The organism is Streptomyces sp. NPDC006516, assembly GCF_040611875.1.
Taxonomy (GTDB): Bacteria; Actinomycetota; Actinomycetes; order Streptomycetales; family Streptomycetaceae; genus Streptomyces.
Map to the genome: position 1 here is coordinate 1,157,193 of NZ_JBEXPD010000001.1, position 20,219 is coordinate 1,177,411.

Genomic DNA, 20,219 nt, shown 5'->3' on the forward strand with positions numbered 1-20,219 from the left:
TCCACACCGAACGTCGAGGGGACAGGGCAATGACGGCCGAGCTGGTCCGGGGGCAGAACCACACCTTGCCCCAGACCCGACTGGAGATCAGGGTGTCGGCGGGCTCACCGGTCGTGGCCGGGGCCACGCTCGGGGACGAGCGGGGCACGGTCCGTGGCGCCGAGTGGATCGCCCACCCCGGATCGCACCGGCTGCCCGGCCTGGAGGTCTCCCGTCAGGCCGCGGCCGACCACCGGCTGGCCGTGGACCTCGACGCCCTGCCCGACGCGGTGCACCGCGTCACCGTGCTCCTCGCCCTCCCGACGGGAGCCGGGCGGCCGGTCAGGTTCGGCGCGGTCGCCGCACCCTTCGTCGCCGTCACCGGACTCGACGGCACCGAGATCGCCACATTCACCCTGACGGGCCTGGACACCGAGTCCGCCGTGTCGGCGCTGGAGCTCTACCGGCGCCAGGGCGTCTGGAAGGTCCGCGCCGTGGGCCAGGGGTACGCCTCCGGGCTCGCCGAGATGCTCGCCGACCAGGGCGTGGCGGAGGCGGCGGAGCTGGCCGCCTCGATACAGCAGGCCGTCGCCTCCGGGCTCGCGCGCTCCGTGGCGCCCCCGCCGCCCCGCGCCCCCGACGGCGAGCGGGTCCGCCACCCGGCGGGCCCCGCGCCGTCCGGAGGCGCCGGACAGCCGCCCGGCCGCCCGGCGCCCGAGCCACTGGGCGACAGCACGCCTCAGCCCCCGGCCACCGCGCCGGGCGGTCCCATCGACTACGCGCACCCCCGGCGCCAGACCTCGGCCCCGCCCCCGCCGCCTCCCGCCGCACCGCCCTCCGCGCCGGGGCAGCCCGCGCAGCCCGTCGCGGGCGACGCCACGGGCTGGTCCATGGACGAGCGCCTCTACAACCAGGTCTGGGACATGTTCCAGGATCTCGCGCGGGCGGTCGCGGCCTACCGCAGCGCCGTCGACTTCGCCGAGTCCCGGATGGACCAGGAGCTCGACCGGGCCCTCTCCGACCCCCGCAGCCGCATCGGAGGCACGGGCGACCGTGTCCGCGAGGAGGCCAGGGCCAAGCGTGACGATCTGACCGCCAGGGCCCGCGAGGTGCTGGACCGGGATCTCGCCCAGCTGGCCGCCGAGTCCGCGGTGGTGGAGCCCGCCCTCCCCGCCTCCTACGCGGGCTGGGACAACCCCGTCTGGCACGGGTACCGCGTCCCGATGGAGATCCCCATGGCGCTGCGCATCGGCGACCTCCATCTCCCCGAGCGCACCGACCTGCGCATCCCGCTGCTGGTGCGCCTGCCCCTGGAGCGCGGGATCTGGGTCGACAGCGGACGTACGGCCTCGGAGGCCGCCGCGGCGACGGACGGGGACCAGCTGCGCAGGCTGGCCATGGAGACCGCGGTCGCCCTGGCCGCCCGGCTGCTCGCGGTCTACCCGGCGAACGAGTTCTCGGTGCACGTCATCGACCCGGCCGGCTCCGCCGCCGCCGCGCTCTCACCCCTGGTGAACTCCGGGGCCCTGTCGGGGCCGCCCGCCGCCGGGGCCGCCGGTGTGTCCTCGGTCCTCGCCCACCTCACCCGGCGCGTCGACCTGGTGCAGATGGCGCTCCGGGCGGGGGCCGCGGACTCGCTTCCTCCGGACCTCGACCCGGGCGAGCAGCTGCTGATCGTCAACGACTTCCCACACGGCTTCGACGACCGGGCCGTCACCCAGCTGCGCTATCTGGCCGACGAAGGTCCCTCGGTAGGTGTGCACCTGCTGATGGTCGCCGACCGGGAGGAAGCCCGCGCCTACGGCCCGGTCCTCGACCCCCTGTGGCGCTCCCTGCTGCGGATCACCCCCGTCGCCGACGACCACCTCGCCGACCCGTGGGTGGGACATGCCTGGACGTACGAGCCGCTGAGGGCGCCGCAGGGGAGCCGGGTCCTGGAAGAGGTCCTGGCGCTGGTGGCAGCTGCCCGGCGCGCCGGCTACCGCTGAGGGGGACGACGGCGGGTCACTACGCTGCATCCAGCCTCTGAGCAGGCGCTTTGATCACGCCTTGGCGAGGACTTTACCGTTTCTTGGTGCTTCATGTACTGTTCTTGGTGCGGAGGGGAGTACTCCCGATCGCGGCGTTCCCGTCAGTACGGACTGTGACCGGTCCCGGGGCGTCGGCCCGGCACGCAAGCCCGCGTGTCTCGGGTGGAAGAGACCTCCGGCAGCGACGACGCTGATCTATAGCCGTAGCGAACTGCCGGAGGCGCAGTGGACGTTTCATGGACTCTCTGGACGCTGACCATTCTCGGTCTCGTCGCCCTCATCGCCGTCGACTTCTTCATCGGGCGCAAGCCTCATGACGTGTCGACCAAGGAAGCCGGAATCTGGACCATCATCTGGATCGCGCTGGCCGTCCTCTTCGGACTCGGCCTGCTGGTCTTCGGTGAGAGCCAGGCATCAGGCGAATTCTTCGCCGGCTTCATCACCGAGAAGTCGCTCAGTGTCGACAACCTCTTCGTCTTCGTCCTGATCATGGCGAAGTTCTCGGTGCCCTCCCACCTCCAGCAGCGGGTGCTGCTCGTCGGTGTACTGATCGCCCTGGTGCTGCGTGCCATCTTCATCGCAGCCGGAGCCGCGGTCATCGCCAACTTCTCGTGGGTCTTCTACATCTTCGGCGCGTTCCTGATCTACACCGCCTGGAAGCTGATCCAGGAGGCCAGGGCCGGCGAGGAGGAAGAGGAGTTCGAGGAGAACCGCCTCCTGAAGTCGATCGAGCACCGGTTCGGTGTCGCCGACAGGTACCACGGGACGAAGCTCTTCATCCGGAACAACGGCAAGCGCGTGCTGACTCCGCTCATGGTGGTCATGCTCGCCATCGGCACCACGGACGTGCTGTTCGCGCTGGACTCGATCCCGGCGATCTTCGGCCTGACGCAGGACCCGTACATCGTCTTCACCGCCAACGCCTTCGCCCTGATGGGCCTGCGTCAGCTGTACTTCCTCATCGGCGGTCTGCTGAAGAAGCTGGTCCACCTCAGCTACGGGCTCTCGGTGATCCTCGGATTCATCGGCGTCAAGCTGGTGCTGCACGCCCTGCACGAGTCCGGGGTGCACGTCCCGGAGATCTCCATCCCGTTCTCCCTCTCCGTCATCTGCGGCGTCCTGGTGATCACCACGATCACCAGCCTCATCGCCACCAGGAAGAAGGACGCGGTGGAGGGCGCGGAGACGGACGAGCAGAAGGACGACAGCGAGCACGTCGGCGCGGAGAAGTAGCGCCGCACGGACAAGCCGACGGCCGGGGCCCCGCGGGGGCACCCGGCCGTCGGGCTTTCACCGGCTCACCAGCCGCGTTCGCGCCACTCGGGCAGATGGGGACGCTCGGCACCGAGCGTGGTGTCGTGACCGTGGCCCGGGTAGACCCACGTCTCGTCCGGCAGCCGGTCGAAGAGCTTGGTCTCCACGTCGTGCAGCAGGCTCGCGAAGGCCTCCGGGTCCTTGTTCGTGTTGCCCACGCCGCCGGGGAAGAGGCAGTCCCCGGTGAACAGGTGCGGGGCCCCGTGCGGGTCGTCGTAGACCAGGGCGATGGAGCCCGGGGTGTGGCCGGTCAGATGCCTGGCGGTCAGGGTGACCTGCCCCACCCGGATCGTGCCGCCGTCCTCGACGAGCTCGTCGGTCGGTACGGGAATGCCCTCGGCGTCGTAGCGCCCGGCGTAGGTCCGCGCGCCGGTGGCGGCCACCACCTCGCCGAGTGCCTGCCAGTGGTCACCGTGCCGGTGCGTCGTGACGACGGACGCGATGCCGTCCTCGCCGATCAGCCGCAGCAGGGTCGCCGCCTCCGCCGCCGCGTCGATCAGCAGCTGCTCGCCGGTGGCCCGGCAACGCAGCAGGTACGCGTTGTTGTTCATCGAACCGACGGCGACCTTGGAGATCATCAGATCCGTCAGCTCGTGCACATCCGCAGCTCCGCCGACCTTGACCGTTCCGCTGTACGTCATGTGACGCAGCCTATAGCGGGGGCAGCGCGGGAAGGCTGCCGCCGTCGACGGTGAGCGCGGAGCCGTCACGGCGCCCGCAGAGCCAGCCGAGGATGCCGGGGGCCGTGCCCCGGACGGTGACCGGAGGGCCGTCCGAGCCCCCGCCCGTGGTCCAGATACGGCCGTCCTCGGTGACGGCGGTCGTGGGCGGGACGTCGGGGTGCCCGGCGAAACGTTCGGCCAGGAAGTCGTTCTCCCGGGTCACGAACTCGTCCGGCAGGTCCTCCAGCCCGTACCCGATCCCCAGGTCGACGTGGTGGAGCTCGATCTCGACCCAGCGGCGGAAGGGAATCCGGGCGGCGGAATCCGTCACGCCGTTGCGCAGGGTGACCGTGCGGGACCGGTCGCCCGGCTCCGAGGCGGCCGCGAGGAAAGCCGCCCCGCTCGTGCGCAGGTCGGCGAGCTGCTCGGCCAGGGGCCTCGGCGCATCACGCGCGATCTCGTGGTCCCGGGTTTCGCTGCTCGCGTACATGGGCCGCCCCCGGAGAACATTTACGAGGGCGTCGGCGTTACGTGACAGGTGGGCGAGAACATGGCCGCGGCTCCAGCCCGGCAGGAGCGACGGCTCGATGACCGAGCCGTCGTCGAATTCGCCCATGGCGCTGAGCAGTCGATCGGTCGCTTCACGTACAGCTTCCAGGTCGCGCGCATGATCAGTCATGGCTCGAGCGTAGCTCTCACCACTCGTTCGGGTGATGCGGTCTGCGGTCGTCCGTAAATCGAATGCGCGTGCTATACGCTCGGAGTCGAAAGCTTCGTACATCGCTGTGGCGCCCCCCCATACCCTGGGAGAGGGGCTCAGTTCTCCCACTTCTCTCCAGAAAGGTGCGGACCGGCGTGGCCGACCGTCTCATCGTCCGTGGCGCGCGCGAGCACAACCTGAAGAACGTCTCGCTCGATCTCCCCCGTGACTCCCTCATCGTCTTCACCGGGCTCTCCGGATCGGGCAAGTCCTCGCTCGCGTTCGACACGATCTTCGCCGAGGGGCAGCGGCGCTACGTGGAGTCGCTCTCCTCGTACGCCCGGCAGTTCCTCGGCCAGATGGACAAGCCGGACGTGGACTTCATCGAAGGCCTCTCGCCCGCCGTCTCCATCGACCAGAAGTCGACCTCGCGCAACCCGCGCTCGACGGTCGGCACCATCACCGAGGTCTACGACTACCTCCGGCTGCTCTTCGCCAGGATCGGCAAGCCGCACTGTCCCGAGTGCGCCAGGCCCATCTCGCGGCAGTCGCCGCAGGCCATCGTGGACAAGGTCCTGAACCTTCCCGAGGGCAGCCGTTTCCAGGTGCTCTCGCCGCTGGTGCGCGAGCGCAAGGGAGAGTTCGTCGACCTCTTCGGCGACCTCCAGACCAAGGGCTACAGCAGGGCCCGGGTCGACGGCGAGACGATCCAGCTCTCCGAGCCCCCGAAGCTGAAGAAGCAGGAGAAGCACACCATCGAGGTGGTCATCGACCGCCTCACGGTGAAGGACAGTGCCAAGCGCCGGCTGACCGACTCCGTAGAGACCGCCCTCGGCCTCTCCGGCGGCATGGTCGTGCTCGACTTCGTCGACCTCGACGCGGACGACCCCGAGCGTGAGCGGATGTTCTCCGAGCACCTCTACTGTCCGTACGACGACCTCTCCTTCGAGGAGCTGGAGCCCCGCTCCTTCTCCTTCAACTCCCCCTTCGGCGCCTGTCCCGACTGCACGGGCATCGGCACGCGGATGGAGGTCGACCCGGAGCTGATCGTCCCGGACGAGGACAAGTCCCTCGACGAGGGCGCGATCCACCCGTGGTCGCACGGCCACACCAAGGAGTACTTCGGGCGCCAGATCTCGGCGCTCGCGGATGCCCTCGGCTTCCGCACGGACATCCCCTGGGCGGGACTGCCGCAGCGCGCCAAGAAGGCGCTGCTCCACGGCCACAAGATCCAGACCGAGGTGCGCTACCGCAACAGGTACGGCCGCGAGCGCGCCTACACCACCCCCCGTTTCGAAGGGGCGGCCCAGTACATCAAGCGGCGCCACTCCGAGGCCGAGAGCGACTCCAGCAGGGAGCGCTTCGAGGGTTACATGCGTGAGGTGGACTGCCCGACCTGTGAGGGCACCCGCCTCAAGCCGCTGGTGCTCGCGGTGACGGTGATGGAGAAGTCCATCGCCGAGGTCGCCGCGATGTCGATCAGCGAATGCGCCGAGTTCCTCGGCCGTCTCAAGCTCAACGCCCGCGACAAGAAGATCGCCGAGCGGGTCCTCAAGGAGGTCAACGAGCGGCTGCGGTTCCTCGTCGACGTCGGTCTCGACTACCTCTCGCTGAACCGGGCCGCCGGCACCCTCTCCGGCGGCGAGGCCCAGCGCATCCGGCTCGCCACCCAGATCGGCTCAGGCCTCGTCGGCGTGCTGTACGTCCTGGACGAGCCGTCCATCGGCCTGCACCAGCGTGACAACCACCGGCTGATCGAGACCCTGGTCCGGCTCCGGGACATGGGGAACACCCTCATCGTCGTCGAGCACGACGAGGACACCATCAAGGTCGCCGACTGGGTCGTCGACATCGGCCCCGGCGCCGGTGAGCATGGCGGCAAGGTCGTCCACTCCGGTTCGCTGGAGGAACTCCTGGCCAACGAGGAGTCGGTCACCGGGCAGTACCTCTCGGGCGCGAGGGCGATCGAGTTGCCGGAGATCCGGCGTCCGGTCGACCCGAAGCGCCTGCTCACGGTGCACGGCGCACGGGAGAACAACCTCCAGGACATCGACGTCTCCTTCCCGCTCGGTGTGCTCACCGCCGTCACGGGCGTCTCCGGCTCGGGCAAGTCGACCCTGGTCAACGACATCCTCTACACCCACCTGGCGCGGGAGCTCAACGGCGCCAAGTCGGTCCCGGGACGGCACACCAGGGTCGACGGGGACGACCTGGTCGACAAGGTCGTGCATGTCGACCAGTCGCCGATCGGCCGTACGCCGCGGTCCAACCCGGCCACGTACACCGGGGTCTTCGACCACGTCCGAAAGCTGTTCGCCGAGACGATGGAGGCGAAGGTGCGCGGCTATCTGCCGGGCCGCTTCTCCTTCAACGTCAAGGGCGGACGCTGCGAGAACTGCTCGGGCGACGGCACGATCAAGATCGAGATGAACTTCCTGCCCGACGTGTACGTCCCGTGCGAGGTCTGCCACGGTGCGCGCTACAACCGGGAGACGCTGGAGGTCCACTACAAGGGCAAGTCCATCGCCGAGGTGCTCGACATGCCGATCGAGGAGGGCCTCGAGTTCTTCGAGGCCGTCCCGACGATCGCCCGTCACCTCCGCACCCTCAACGAGGTGGGTCTCGGGTACGTCAGGCTCGGTCAGTCCGCGCCCACGCTCTCGGGTGGCGAGGCGCAGCGCGTGAAGCTGGCGAGCGAGCTGCAGAAGCGCTCCACCGGGCGCACGGTCTACGTCCTGGACGAGCCGACGACCGGTCTGCACTTCGAGGACATCAGCAAGCTCATCACGGTGCTCTCGGGCCTCGTCGACAAGGGCAACACGGTGATCGTCATCGAGCACAACCTCGATGTCGTCAAGACCGCCGACTGGGTCGTCGACATGGGCCCGGAGGGCGGCAGCGGGGGCGGTCTCGTCGTCGCCGAGGGCACCCCGGAGCACATCGCCTCGGTGCCCGCCAGCCACACCGGGAAGTTCCTCCAGGAGATCCTGGGCGCGGAGCGGATCGATGAGGCCGTGGTGCCGGCGGCCCGTAAGGGACGCAAGGCGCCCGCGAAGAAGGCTGTGGCCGCGAAGGCCACGACGGCCCGCAGGACGGCCACGGCCAGGACGGCCAAGAAGGCGGCTGCCGAGAAGCCCGCTCCGAAGAAGGCCGCCCGCGCGCGGAAGGGCTGACATCGCGGGACGGGGCGGTCCCCGGTGCCCCGGGGACCGCCCCGGTGCCGGGGACCGCCCCGGCGCCGCGCCTCCGGGGGCCGGGGGCCGGTGGAGGTACAGGCGTTCTCCGTCGGTATCGTCGGGTCTGTCGCCCATGCCTCCAGATGCGGCCCGTGTCCGGTCTCCGGGCACCCGGTGCTCCGTACGGTGCGGGCGGCCCCATGTCCCCCCGACCCGTGGAGACCGCATGTCCGGCCTGCCCGCCGCCCGCCGCACCGTACTGAAGGGCGCCGCTCTCGCCGGTGCCGCCGGGCTGGGAGCGGCAGCCTGCTCGACCGATTCGAAGCTCGGTCACGCGCAGACGCCCACCCCCACCGCGCCCGTGGAGCTCGGCTCCCCGGACGAGGTGCCCGTCGGCGGGGCGAAGCTCTACCGGGAGCAGCGGGTCGTCGTGAGCTGTCCCGCCGCCGGGAAGTACAAGGCGTTCAGCGCCCAGTGCACCCACGCGGGCTGCCTCCTGGACAAGGTCGAGGGCACCGAGGGCAACTGCCCCTGCCACGGCAGCCGCTTCGACATGACCACCGGCAAGGCGCTGCGGGGGCCTGCCACCGTGCCGCTGCCCTCCGTCGAGGTGCGGGTCGAGGGCGGAAAGCTCGTCGCCGGTCCCGAGGCCTGACCGGAAGCCTGCCGGGCCCCCGGGTCTGACCGGAAGCCTGCCGGGGGCTCCTGGTTCCCCGGGAGATGCCGGTCTGTCACCGCCCGCAAGTAGGGTGTGAGACATGGCAGACCCCTCCAGCTACCGCCCCAAGCCGGGACAGATCCCCGACTCCCCGGGGGTCTACAAATTCCGCGACGAGCACCGCCGGGTGATCTACGTCGGGAAGGCCAAGAACCTGCGCCAACGCCTGGCCAACTACTTCCAGGACCTGGCCGGCCTGCACCCGCGTACACGCACGATGGTCACCACGGCCGCCTCGGTCGAGTGGACCGTGGTCTCCACGGAGGTCGAGGCGCTCCAGCTGGAGTACACCTGGATCAAGGAGTTCGACCCCCGGTTCAACGTCAAGTACCGCGACGACAAGAGCTATCCCTACCTCGCGGTGACGCTCAACGAGGACTTCCCGCGCGTCCAGGTCATGCGCGGGGCCAAGAAGAAGGGTGTCCGCTACTTCGGCCCGTACGGCCACGCCTGGGCGATCCGCGAGACGGTCGACCTGATGCTCCGCGTCTTCCCGGTGCGCACCTGCTCCGCCGGGGTCTTCAAGAACGCCGAGCGGACCGGGCGGCCCTGCCTCCTCGGCTACATCGGCAAGTGCTCGGCCCCCTGCGTCGGGCGGGTCACCCCTGAGGAACACCGGGATCTGGCCGAGGACTTCTGCGACTTCATGGCCGGCCGCACCGGGACGTACATCCGCCGCCTGGAGAAGGACATGATGCAGGCGGCCGAGGAGATGGAGTACGAGCGGGCGGCCCGGCTGCGTGACGACGCGGAGGCGCTGAAGCGCGCCATGGAGAAGAGCGCCGTCGTCCTCGCCGACGCCACGGACGCCGACCTCATCGCCGTCGCCGAGGACGAGCTGGAAGCGGCGGTCCAGATCTTCCACGTCCGGGGCGGACGGGTACGGGGCCAGCGCGGCTGGGTCACCGACAAGGTCGAGGCGGTCGACACGGCGGGCCTGGTCGAGCACGCGCTCCAGCAGCTGTACGGGGAGGAGTCGGGTGACTCCGTGCCCAAGGAGGTGCTGGTCCCGGCCCTCCCCGAGGACCCGGAGGCCGTCTCCCAGTGGCTCGCGGGACGCAGGGGCTCCCAGGTCAGCCTCCGCATTCCGCAGCGGGGCGACAAGAAGGACCTGATGGGCACGGTCCAGCGCAATGCCCAGCAGGCGCTGGGGCTGCACAAGACCAAGCGGGCCTCCGACCTCACGACCCGCTCCCGCGCCCTGGAGGAGATCGCCGAGGCGCTCGGCCTCGACACGGCGCCGCTGCGCGTCGAGTGCTTCGACATCTCGCACCTCCAGGGCGACGACGTGGTCGCGTCGATGGTCGTCTTCGAGGACGGTCTCGCGCGCAAGAGCGAATACCGCCGCTTCCAGATCAAGGGCTTCGAGGGCCAGGACGACGTCCGCTCGATGCACGAGGTCATCGGCCGCCGCTTCAAGCGCTACCTCCAGGAGAAGGAGCGCACCGGGGAGTGGGAGGACACCCCGGCCCCCACCGGACCGGTACCAGCTCCCGCGGACGGTGCGCAGGCCCCCACGGGCGCCGTACCGGCCCTCACCGGACCGGTAGCGGCTCCCACCGCCCCGGTACCCGCTCGCGCAGACGGTGCGCCGGACCCCGCAGGCGCCGTACCGGCATCCCAGGGAGAGCCCGCTCCTGGGGCGGCGGCCCCGGCGCCGGGTGACACCGCTCCCGTGCGGGAGGAGCCGCGCGAGGACGACGGCCGGCCCAAGCGCTTCGCCTACCCGCCCCAGCTCGTCGTCGTCGACGGCGGGCAGCCCCAGGTCGCCGCCGCCAAGCGGGCCCTGGACGAGCTGGGCATCGACGACATCGCCGTCTGCGGTCTGGCCAAGCGGCTGGAAGAGGTCTGGCTGCCCGATGACGACGACCCGGTGGTCCTGCCCCGCTCCAGCGAGGGCCTCTACCTCCTCCAGAGGATCCGCGACGAGGCCCACCGCTTCGCCATCACCTACCAGCGGGCCAAGCGGGCCAAGCGCATCCGCAGCAGCCCGCTGGACGAGGTCTCCGGCCTCGGTGAGACCCGCAAGCAGGCGCTGATCAAGCATTTCGGCTCCGTCAAGAAGCTGCGGCAGGCGACAATCGACCAGATCTGCGAGGTGCCGGGGATAGGGCGCAGGACCGCGGAGTCGGTGGCCGCCGCCCTCGCCGCGGCGGCCCCGGCCGCGCCTGCCGTGAACACCGCCACAGGAGAGATCATTGAAGAGGACGACGGGGGCAGCAGGACATGACCGAGCACGCGCATGAGCACCAGGACGAACGCGGCCGAGCAGACGGAGCAGCACACGTGAGTACGGGAAGCACCACGGAGAAGGCCGAGGCGACCGCCCCCGCCATCCCCGAGCTGGTGATCATCTCGGGAATGTCGGGCGCCGGGCGCAGCACGGCCGCCAAGTGTCTGGAAGACCTCGGCTGGTTCGTCGTCGACAACCTGCCGCCCGCCCTGATCCCCACGATGGTCGAGCTCGGGGCCCGGTCCCAGGGCAACGTCGCCCGCATCGCCGTCGTCGTCGACGTACGGGGCCGTCGTTTCTTCGACAATCTCAGGGAGTCCCTCGCGGACCTGGAGGCCAAGCACGTCACCCGGCGCATCGTCTTCCTGGAGTCCTCCGACGACGCCCTCGTACGCCGTTTCGAATCGGTTCGCCGGCCGCATCCGCTCCAGGGCGACGGCCGCATCGTCGACGGCATCGCGGCCGAGCGCGACCTGCTGCGTGAGCTGCGCGGCGACGCCGACCTGGTCATCGACACCTCCAGCCTCAACGTCCACGAGCTGCGGGCCAAGATGGACGCCCAGTTCGCCGGGGACGAGGAGCCCGAGCTGCGGGCGACGGTGATGTCGTTCGGCTTCAAGTACGGCCTCCCGGTCGACGCCGACCTCGTCGTCGACTGCCGTTTCCTGCCCAATCCGCACTGGGTCCCCGAGCTCCGCCCCTTCACCGGACTCAACGAGGAGGTGTCCGACTACGTCTTCGACCAGCCGGGCGCCAAGGAGTTCCTCAACCAGTACACGGAGCTCCTCCAGCTCATCGCCGCCGGCTACCGCCGCGAGGGCAAGCGCTACGTGACGATCGCCGTCGGCTGCACCGGCGGCAAGCACCGCTCCGTCGCGATGTCGGAGAAGCTGGCCGCACGGCTGGCCACCGAAGGGATCGAGACCGTCCTCGTCCACCGGGACATGGGGCGAGAGTGACCAGTCGCAACATGCGTCTGCGACGGCTGAGCAGAGCCACGGCCGCGCTCTCCGGCCGCAATCGTGGCGCGCCCAAGGTCGTCGCCCTCGGCGGCGGCATGGGTCTGTCGGCGTCGTTGACGGCGCTGCGCCGGATCACGGGGGACCTCACCGCCGTGGTCACCGTCGCCGACGACGGCGGCTCCAGCGGCCGGCTCCGCGAGGAGCTCGGAGTGCTGCCGCCCGGCGACCTGCGCAAGGCGCTCGCCGCGCTCTGCGGGGACGACGAATGGGGCCGGACCTGGGCCCAGGTCATCCAGCACCGCTTCGAGTCCAAGGGGGATCTGCACGAACACGCGGTGGGCAACCTGCTCATCGTGGCCCTCTGGGAGCAGCTGGGGGACCACGTCCAGGCGCTGGACCTGGTCGGCAAGCTGCTCGGGGCGCACGGCAGGGTGCTGCCGATGTCCGCCGTGCCCCTGGAGCTCCAGGCGCTGGTGCGGGGACACGACCCCGAGCGGCCCGAGGAGATCGTGACGGTGCGCGGGCAGGCCACGGTGGCGCTGACCCCGGGGGAGGTGCAGTCGGTCCACGTCGTGCCCGCCGACCCACCCGCGGTCCCCGAGGCCGTGGCCGCCGTCCTCGACGCCGATTGGGTGGTTCTGGGTCCGGGGTCCTGGTTCTCCTCCGTGATTCCGCATCTACTGGTGCCCGAGCTGCTCGACGCACTGGTGACCACGAAGGCCCGTAAGGTCCTCTCGCTGAACCTCGCACCACAGCCCGGTGAAACAGATGGCTTCTCACCGCAGCGTCATTTGGAGGTTTTGGGGCGACACGCCCCTAAACTCGCCATGGACGTGGTGCTGGCCGACGAGGCCGCCGTGCCTGACCGCGAGTCCCTCGCCGACGCCGCCCAGCGGCTCGGAGCCGCGGTCGAGCTGGCCCCCGTGGCCTCACCCGACGGCGTTCCGATTCATGATCCGGAGCTGTTGGCCGCCGCGTACGACCGTATTTTTCGGATGCATGGAAGGATCGGCCCATGGCGATGACGCCAGCGGTGAAGGACGAAATCTCTCGGCTTCCCGTGACCCGGACCTGCTGCAGAAAGGCAGAGGTCTCGGCGATTCTCCGGTTCGCGGGCGGGCTGCACCTGGTGAGCGGCCGGATCGTGATCGAGGCCGAGCTGGACACGGCGATGGCGGCGCGCCGCCTCAAGCGGGACATCCTGGAGATCTTCGGGCACAGCTCAGAGCTGATCGTGATGGCTCCCGGCGGACTGCGCCGGGGTTCCCGGTACGTCGTGCGGGTGGTGGCCGGCGGCGACCAGCTGGCGCGCCAGACGGGCCTGGTGGACGGCCGGGGCCGCCCCATCCGTGGGCTGCCCCCGCAGGTGGTCTCGGGGGCCACCTGCGACGCCGAGGCGGCCTGGCGTGGCGCGTTCCTGGCGCACGGTTCGCTCACCGAGCCGGGCCGCTCCTCCTCGCTGGAGGTGACCTGCCCCGGTCCGGAGGCCGCGCTCGCTCTGGTCGGTGCCGCACGCAGGCTCTCCATCGCCGCCAAGGCCCGCGAGGTGCGGGGGGTGGACCGTGTGGTCGTCCGTGACGGCGACGCGATCGGGGCCCTGCTGACCCGCCTCGGCGCGCACGAGTCGGTGCTGGCCTGGGAGGAGCGCCGCATGCGGCGGGAGGTCCGGGCCACAGCCAACCGCCTCGCCAACTTCGACGACGCCAACCTCCGCCGCTCCGCACGCGCTGCCGTGGCCGCGGGAGCCCGTGTGGGGCGCGCGCTGGAGATCCTGGGCGAGGAGGTCCCGGAGCACCTCGCGGCGGCCGGACGGCTGCGCATGGAGCACAAGCAGGCATCCCTGGAGGAGCTGGGCGCGCTCGCCGATCCGCCGCTGACCAAGGACGCCGTCGCGGGCCGCATCCGCCGCCTGCTGGCCATGGCCGACAAGCGGGCCCAGGATCTCGGTGTCCCGGGTACGGAATCGACCCTCAGCGAGGAAATGGCCGACGGCCTCGTGGGCTGAGCACCGCGGCAGGCCCCGGCCCGCCCTCGGGTGCGGCCGGGGCCCGGACGGTGCCGGGGCATGAGCAGGGCCGATCGGGGGTATTTCCCCGCCGTCGCAGGATCCATTCCGAATTCCGCGGAGTGTTTTCCGGTAAAGGGCGAGCGCATCGGTGCCGGATTGGCCGGGCGCGGGTCCGTCGCATTGACCGACCGATCTCCCGCCGGATTGACCGACCGCCGTCCGTCGCTTTGACTGAGCGCCACCCCGCACGATTGAGCGGTTCGGGGTGCGGCAGTTACGGGCCACGCGCCGCCCGAAAGAGTGCGGCCCCGCCGCAATATCGATTGAGTACTGCTCCGCCCAATTGAGCGTCGGTTCCGGGCGTGGCATTCACCGGTGCGGGGCCTCCGGTGGGGCGCGGGCGGGCGGAGGTCGTATCGGTGACTCCTCGTGACACCGATGCCGACGGCCTTGCCCATGTGCCATGCCCGTGCAAGAAGTTGGGTCCGGGCGGGGGGTGACGCTCGGTGACCGCAGGTGCGGCAACGGCCGGCCTCGCCGGCCCGCTCGCACGGAATCCAGCACTCCTACTCGGGAGTAAGTAGATCTCCCTTCACGCCGCCCCTCTCGATGTCACCCCGGGGCCTTCGGAGAGGTAGGGTCGGAGGCGGTCGGGGACATCCCTATAAAACTCGCCGGCATCGAAACCGGCGTTCCTAACGAGGAGATCGGTTCGTGACGATCCGCGTAGGCATCAACGGCTTTGGCCGCATCGGTCGTAACTACTTCCGCGCGCTGCTGGAGCAGGGTGCGGACATCGAGATCGTGGCTGTCAACGACCTGGGTGACACTGCGACCACGGCCCACCTGCTGAAGTACGACACCATTCTGGGTCGTCTCAAAGCAGAGGTGAGCCACACCGCCGACACCATCACCGTCGACGGTCACACCATCAAGGTGCTCTCCGAGCGCAACCCGGCCGACATCCCCTGGGGTGAGCTGGGCGTCGACATCGTCATCGAGTCGACCGGCATCTTCACCAAGAAGGCCGACGCCGAGAAGCACATCGCCGGTGGCGCCAAGAAGGTCCTCATCTCGGCTCCGGCCAAGGACGAGGACATCACGATCGTGATGGGCGTCAACCAGGACAAGTACGACGCGGCCAACCACCACGTCATCTCCAACGCCTCCTGCACCACCAACTGTGTGGCGCCGATGGCCAAGGTTCTGGACGAGAACTTCGGCATCGTCAAGGGCCTGATGACGACGGTCCACGCGTACACGAACGACCAGCGCATCCTGGACTTCCCGCACTCGGACCTGCGTCGCGCCCGCGCCGCCGCCGAGAACATCATCCCGACCACGACGGGCGCCGCCAAGGCGACCGCCCTGGTCCTCCCGCAGCTCAAGGGCAAGCTCGACGGCATCGCGATGCGCGTCCCGGTCCCGACCGGCTCCGCCACCGACCTCGTCGTGACGCTGCAGCGCGAGGTCACCAAGGACGAGGTCAACGCCGCGTTCAAGAAGGCCTCCGACGACGGCGACCTCAAGGGCTTCCTGACGTACACCGAGGACCCGATCGTGTCCTCGGACATCGTCGGCGACCCGTCGTCCTGCACCTTCGACTCCTCCCTGACCATGGTCCAGGAGGGCAACTCGGTGAAGATCCTCGGCTGGTACGACAACGAGTGGGGCTACTCCAACCGCCTCGTCGACCTGACCGTCTTCGTCGGCGGCCAGCTCTGATCCTAGGATCGGCAGGCATCCAGGTGTGATGTGAGGGGCTCGGACGGCGCGACGCGGCGCCGTTCGAGCCCCCTTGCATGCTCATCCGTCCTTCCAAGGAGTATGGGAACAGATGAAGACCATCGACGAACTTCTCGCCGAAGGGGTCGCGGGCAAGCGGGTATTCGTCCGCGCCGACCTCAATGTGCCGCTGGACGGCACCACGATCACCGATGACGGCCGCATCCGCGCCGTCAGCCCGACCGTCGCCCAGCTCGCCGCAGCCGGCGCGCGGGTCGTCGTCGCCTCGCACCTCGGCCGCCCCAAGGGCGCCCCGGACCCGGCGTTCTCGCTGGCCCCCGCCGCCGCCCGCCTGGGCGAGCTGCTCGGCACCGAGGTCGCCTTCGCGACCGACACCGTCGGTGACTCCGCCCGTGCCACGGTCGACGCTCTCACCGACGGCCAGGTCGCCGTCATCGAGAACCTCCGCTTCAACGCCGGCGAGACGTCGAAGGACGACGCCGAGCGCGGCGCCTTCGCCGACCAGCTCGCGCGGCTCGCCGACGTGTACGTGGGCGACGGCTTCGGTGCCGTCCACCGCAAGCACGCCTCGGTCTTCGACCTCCCGGCCCGGCTGCCGCACGCGGCCGGTGGCCTGATCGCCACCGAGGTCGGCGTCCTCAAGAAGCTCACCGAGGACGTCGCGCGCCCCTACGCCGTGGTCCTCGGCGGCGCCAAGGTCTCTGACAAGCTCGGGGTCATCGACCACCTGCTGGAGAAGGCCGACCGCATCCTCATCGGCGGCGGCATGGCGTACACCTTCCTCAAGGCCAAGGGCCTCGAGGTCGGGACCTCGCTGCTCCAGGAGGACCAGGTCCCCGCCGTCCAGGGTTACCTCAAGCGGGCCGAGGAGCTCGGCGTGGAGTTCGTGCTCCCCGTCGACGTCCTGGTCGCGGGCGAGTTCCCGGACCTGAAGACCAAGGCCCCGGCTCACCCCACCACGGTCGCCGCCGACGCCATCCCGGCCGACCAGGAGGGCCTGGACATCGGCCCCGAGACCCGCAAGCTGTACGCGGCGAAGCTCGCCGACGCGGCCACCGTCTTCTGGAACGGCCCGATGGGCGTCTTCGAGCACCCCGACTACGCCGAGGGCACCAAGGCGGTCGCCCAGGCCCTCGTCGACGCCCCGGCCTTCAGCGTCGTCGGCGGCGGGGACTCCGCAGCCGCCGTCCGTATCCTCGGCTTCGACGAAAATGCTTTCGGCCACATCTCGACCGGTGGCGGCGCCAGCCTCGAATACCTCGAGGGCAAGACGCTTCCCGGACTCGCCGCACTGGAGGACTGACCCTCAATGACCACCCGCACCCCGCTCATGGCGGGCAACTGGAAGATGAACCTCAACCACCTCGAGGCCATCGCGCACGTCCAGAAGCTCGCCTTCGCCCTGGCCGACAAGGACTACGACGCCGTCGAGGTCGCCGTCCTGCCGCCCTTCACCGACCTGCGCTCCGTGCAGACGCTGGTCGACGGCGACAAGCTGAAGATCAAGTACGGCGCCCAGGACGTCTCCGCCCAGGACTCCGGCGCGTACACCGGCGAGATCTCGGGCTCCATGCTCGCCAAGCTGAAGTGCACGTACGTCGCCGTCGGCCACAGCGAGCGCCGCCAGTACCACGGCGAGAACGACGAGATCTGCAACGCCAAGGTGAAGGCCGCGTACAAGCACGGCCTGACCCCGATCCTCTGCGTCGGCGAGGGCCTGGACATCCGCAAGGCCGGTGACCAGGTCTCCTACACGCTGGCGCAGCTCGACGGCGCCCTGAAGGACATCCCGGCCGAGCAGGCCGAGTCCATCGTCATCGCGTACGAGCCGGTCTGGGCCATCGGTACCGGCGAGGTCGCCACCCCCGAGGACGCACAGGAGGTCTGCGGCGCGATCCGCCGCCGGCTCGCCGAGCTGTACTCGCAGGAGCTGGCCGACGCCGTCCGTATCCAGTACGGCGGCTCCGTGAAGTCCGGCAATGTCGGGGCCATCATGGCGCAGCCCGATGTGGACGGTGCCCTGATCGGCGGCGCCGCTCTCGACGCCGACGAGTTCGTCAAGATCGTCCGCTTCCGCGACCAGTGAGTATGCGGTAGCGCCGATCCGTCGTACCCTTGCGGGGGCCGAGGGGGTAATACCCTCAGGCCCCCGCTGTTCGTACATGCAGTCCTATGAATTCCGGAAAGTAGGGACCAGCCGTGGTTTTGGCGTTCGAGATCGCCCTGATCGTCTTCAGCCTGCTGCTGATGCTGCTGGTGCTGATGCACAAGGGAAAGGGCGGCGGCCTTTCCGACATGTTCGGTGGCGGAATGCAGTCCTCCGTCGGCGGCTCGTCGGTCGCCGAGCGGAACCTCGACCGCATCACCGTCGTGGTCGGTCTGGCCTGGTTCGCGTGCATTGTCGTCCTTGCACTGCTCATCAAGCTGGACAGCTGACCCGTCGTCCGCGATTCCTGGTGAGGGTGTAACTCCTTTCACTGGACGCGCGTTGGGCCTTACGTAGACTGGGGCATCTTCGAGCACCATCACGCAGGGAGTTACGACCGTGGCAAGTGGCAACGCGATCCGGGGAAGCCGGGTCGGAGCGGGGCCGATGGGGGAGGCCGAGCGGGGCGAGTCAGCACCGCGCCTCCGCATCTCCTTCTGGTGCTCGAACGGGCACGAGACGCAGCCGAGCTTCGCCCATGACGCGCAGGTACCGGAGACCTGGGACTGCCCGCGCTGCGGTTTCCCGGCCGGGCAGGACCAGGACAACCCGCCGGACCCGCCGCGCACCGAGCCGTACAAGACGCACCTCGCGTACGTACGCGAACGGCGCAGCGACGCCGACGGGGAAGCGATCCTCGCCGAAGCCCTCGCGAAACTCCGCGGCGAAATCTAGTCGTTCACCGGCCGGTCACCCCTCGGGTGCCCGGCCGGAATCCGTTTGTCGCCTCCGGAGCCTGCCATTGCTCCGCCGCACCCTCCCGATCAATTAGGTTGGAGGGGCAGCGGGGAAGGTTGCAGGTACGAGAAGAAGTGGGCGATTTCCGGGATGAACGCACAAAGCCGAACCAAGCTCAATCAGACCCCCGAGTGGGCGGCTCTCGGCAAGCACCGTGAGGAGTTCGGCGACACCCATCTGCGCCGGCTGTTCGCGGACGCGCCTGACCGCGGTACGGCGTACACCCTCAGGGTCGGTGACCTTCACATCGACTACTCCAAGCACCTGGTCACCGGCGAGACGTTGCGCCTGCTGAGGGACCTCGCCGCCGCGACGGGAGTGGCCGAGCTGCGGGACGCGATGTTCCGGGGCGAGAAGATCAACACCACCGAGGACCGAGCCGTCCTGCACACCGCGCTCCGCGCCCCGCGCGACGCCGTGATCGAGGTCGACGGCGAGAACGTGGTGCCGGCCGTGCACGCCGTCCTCGACAGGATGGCCGCCTTCGCCGACCGCGTCCGGGCGGGCGAGTGGACCGGCCACACGGGCAAGCCGGTCAAGAACATCGTGAACATCGGCATCGGCGGTTCCGACCTCGGGCCCGCCATGGCCTACGAGGTGCTGCGCTCCTTCACGGACCGCTCGCTCACCGTCCGCTTCGTGTCGAACGTCGACGGCGCCGACCTCCACGAGGCCGTCCGTGACCTCGACCCGGCCGAGACCCTGTTCATCGTCGCGTCCAAGACCTTCACGACGATCGAGACCATCACCAACGCCACCTCCGCCCGCGACTGGCTGCTCACCGAGCTGAGGGCCGGTCAGGAAGCCGTCGCCAAGCACTTCGTGGCGCTGTCGACCAACGCGGACAAGGTCACGGACTTCGGTATCGACACGGCCAACATGTTCGAGTTCTGGGACTGGGTCGGCGGCCGGTACTCCTACGACTCGGCGATCGGCCTCTCGCTGATGATCGCCATCGGCCCGGAGCGCTTCCGCGAGATGCTCGACGGCTTCCACCTCGTCGACGAGCACTTCCGCACCGCGCCCGCCGAGGAGAACGCGCCGCTGCTGCTGGGGCTGCTGGGCGTCTGGTACGGCCACTTCTTCGACGCCCAGTCGCACGCCGTACTGCCGTACAGCCACTATCTGTCCAAGTTCACGGCGTACTTGCAGCAGCTGGACATGGAGTCCAACGGCAAGTCCGTGGACCGGCAGGGGGATCCGGTCGAATGGCAGACCGGACCGGTCGTCTGGGGCACCCCCGGCACCAACGGGCAGCACGCCTATTACCAGCTGATCCACCAGGGCACCAAGGTCATCCCGGCCGACTTCATCGGCTTCGCGGCGCCGGTGCAGGACCTGCTGCCCGGCCTGATCGCCCAGCACGACCTGCTGATGGCCAACTTCTTCGCCCAGACCCAGGCGCTCGCCTTCGGCAAGACGCCGGAGGAGGTCCGCGCCGAGGGCGTGCCGGAGGAGCTCGTGCCGCACAAGACGTTCCTCGGCAACCACCCGACGACCACGATCCTCGCGGACCGGCTCACCCCCTCGGTGCTCGGCCAGCTGATCGCGCTCTACGAGCACAAGGTCTTCGTCCAGGGCGCCGTGTGGAACATCGACTCCTTCGACCAGTGGGGCGTCGAGCTGGGCAAGGTCCTCGCCAAGAAGATCGAGCCGGTCCTGACCGAGGGCACGGGCGGCGAGCAGCTGGACAGCTCCACCGCCGCGCTGGTCTCGGCGTACCGCTCGCTGCGGGGCCGCTGAGCCC

Annotated in this window: 16 protein-coding genes; 14 read left to right on the forward strand and 2 right to left on the reverse strand. The window is 69.8% G+C overall.

The window, feature by feature from the left end; genetic code table 11:
• The first annotated feature begins 29 nt into the window (after positions 1-29).
• Positions 30-1,967, forward strand: a complete 1,938-nt coding sequence (locus ABZY45_RS05090) for a TerD family protein (protein ID WP_356736195.1) — start codon at positions 30-32, stop codon at positions 1,965-1,967.
• Positions 1,968-2,234: 267 nt separating this feature from the next.
• Positions 2,235-3,242 (forward strand): TerC family protein, encoded by a 1,008-nt coding sequence (locus ABZY45_RS05095; protein ID WP_356736197.1) that lies wholly within the window; start codon positions 2,235-2,237, stop codon positions 3,240-3,242.
• 65 nt (positions 3,243-3,307) lie between these two features.
• Here the strand turns inward: ABZY45_RS05095 and ABZY45_RS05100 are convergent, their stop codons facing one another.
• Positions 3,308-3,964 (reverse strand): MBL fold metallo-hydrolase, encoded by a 657-nt coding sequence (locus tag ABZY45_RS05100; protein ID WP_356736199.1) that lies wholly within the window; start codon positions 3,962-3,964, stop codon positions 3,308-3,310.
• 10 nt (positions 3,965-3,974) lie between these two features.
• Entirely contained in the window at positions 3,975-4,664 is a 690-nt protein-coding gene (locus tag ABZY45_RS05105) for a maleylpyruvate isomerase family mycothiol-dependent enzyme (protein WP_356736201.1), read from the reverse strand.
• A gap of 176 nt (positions 4,665-4,840) precedes the next feature.
• On the opposite strand from ABZY45_RS05105, the gene uvrA reads away from it, so the two are divergent.
• The 12 genes from uvrA (at position 4,841) to pgi (ending at position 20,215) form a co-directional block, all read left to right on the forward strand.
• The gene (uvrA, locus tag ABZY45_RS05110) at positions 4,841-7,858 is read left to right on the forward strand and encodes an excinuclease ABC subunit UvrA (protein WP_356736203.1); all 3,018 of its coding nucleotides are present in this window, start codon (positions 4,841-4,843) and stop codon (positions 7,856-7,858) included.
• Between the two features lie 229 nt (positions 7,859-8,087).
• The gene (locus ABZY45_RS05115; RefSeq protein WP_356736205.1) at positions 8,088-8,516 is read left to right on the forward strand and encodes a Rieske (2Fe-2S) protein; all 429 of its coding nucleotides are present in this window, start codon (positions 8,088-8,090) and stop codon (positions 8,514-8,516) included.
• Between the two features lie 103 nt (positions 8,517-8,619).
• Positions 8,620-10,809, forward strand: coding sequence for an excinuclease ABC subunit UvrC (gene uvrC, locus ABZY45_RS05120; protein WP_356736207.1), 2,190 nt, complete (start codon positions 8,620-8,622; stop codon positions 10,807-10,809).
• On the forward strand, positions 10,806-11,771 hold the full coding sequence (rapZ, locus tag ABZY45_RS05125; protein WP_356736209.1) for an RNase adapter RapZ: 966 nt from the start codon (positions 10,806-10,808) through the stop codon (positions 11,769-11,771). The genes uvrC and rapZ overlap by 4 nt, the downstream gene beginning before the upstream one ends.
• Positions 11,768-12,799 (forward strand): uridine diphosphate-N-acetylglucosamine-binding protein YvcK, encoded by a 1,032-nt coding sequence (gene yvcK, locus ABZY45_RS05130; protein WP_356736211.1) that lies wholly within the window; start codon positions 11,768-11,770, stop codon positions 12,797-12,799. Before rapZ ends, yvcK begins: the two co-directional genes overlap by 4 nt.
• Positions 12,790-13,779 carry a DNA-binding protein WhiA gene (gene whiA / locus ABZY45_RS05135; RefSeq protein WP_356736213.1) on the forward strand — a complete coding sequence of 330 codons (990 nt, stop codon included), beginning with the start codon at positions 12,790-12,792 and terminating at the stop codon, positions 13,777-13,779. The genes yvcK and whiA overlap by 10 nt, the downstream gene beginning before the upstream one ends.
• 717 nt (positions 13,780-14,496) lie before the next feature.
• Entirely contained in the window at positions 14,497-15,507 is a 1,011-nt protein-coding gene (gap, locus tag ABZY45_RS05140) for a type I glyceraldehyde-3-phosphate dehydrogenase (RefSeq protein WP_033303126.1), read from the forward strand.
• Between the two features lie 112 nt (positions 15,508-15,619).
• Positions 15,620-16,831, forward strand: coding sequence for a phosphoglycerate kinase (locus tag ABZY45_RS05145; RefSeq protein WP_356736216.1), 1,212 nt, complete (start codon positions 15,620-15,622; stop codon positions 16,829-16,831).
• Positions 16,832-16,837: 6 nt separating this feature from the next.
• Positions 16,838-17,614: a triose-phosphate isomerase gene (gene tpiA / locus ABZY45_RS05150; RefSeq protein WP_356736218.1), complete on the forward strand. Its 777-nt coding sequence runs from the start codon at positions 16,838-16,840 to the stop codon at positions 17,612-17,614.
• Between the two features lie 113 nt (positions 17,615-17,727).
• Positions 17,728-17,964: a preprotein translocase subunit SecG gene (secG, locus tag ABZY45_RS05155; protein ID WP_014156893.1), complete on the forward strand. Its 237-nt coding sequence runs from the start codon at positions 17,728-17,730 to the stop codon at positions 17,962-17,964.
• Positions 17,965-18,073: 109 nt separating this feature from the next.
• Positions 18,074-18,409 (forward strand): RNA polymerase-binding protein RbpA, encoded by a 336-nt coding sequence (locus tag ABZY45_RS05160; protein ID WP_073747820.1) that lies wholly within the window; start codon positions 18,074-18,076, stop codon positions 18,407-18,409.
• Positions 18,410-18,562: 153 nt separating this feature from the next.
• A complete protein-coding gene (pgi, locus tag ABZY45_RS05165) occupies positions 18,563-20,215 on the forward strand; it encodes a glucose-6-phosphate isomerase (protein ID WP_356736221.1) in 1,653 nt (550 codons plus the stop codon).
• Positions 20,216-20,219 lie beyond the last annotated feature (4 nt).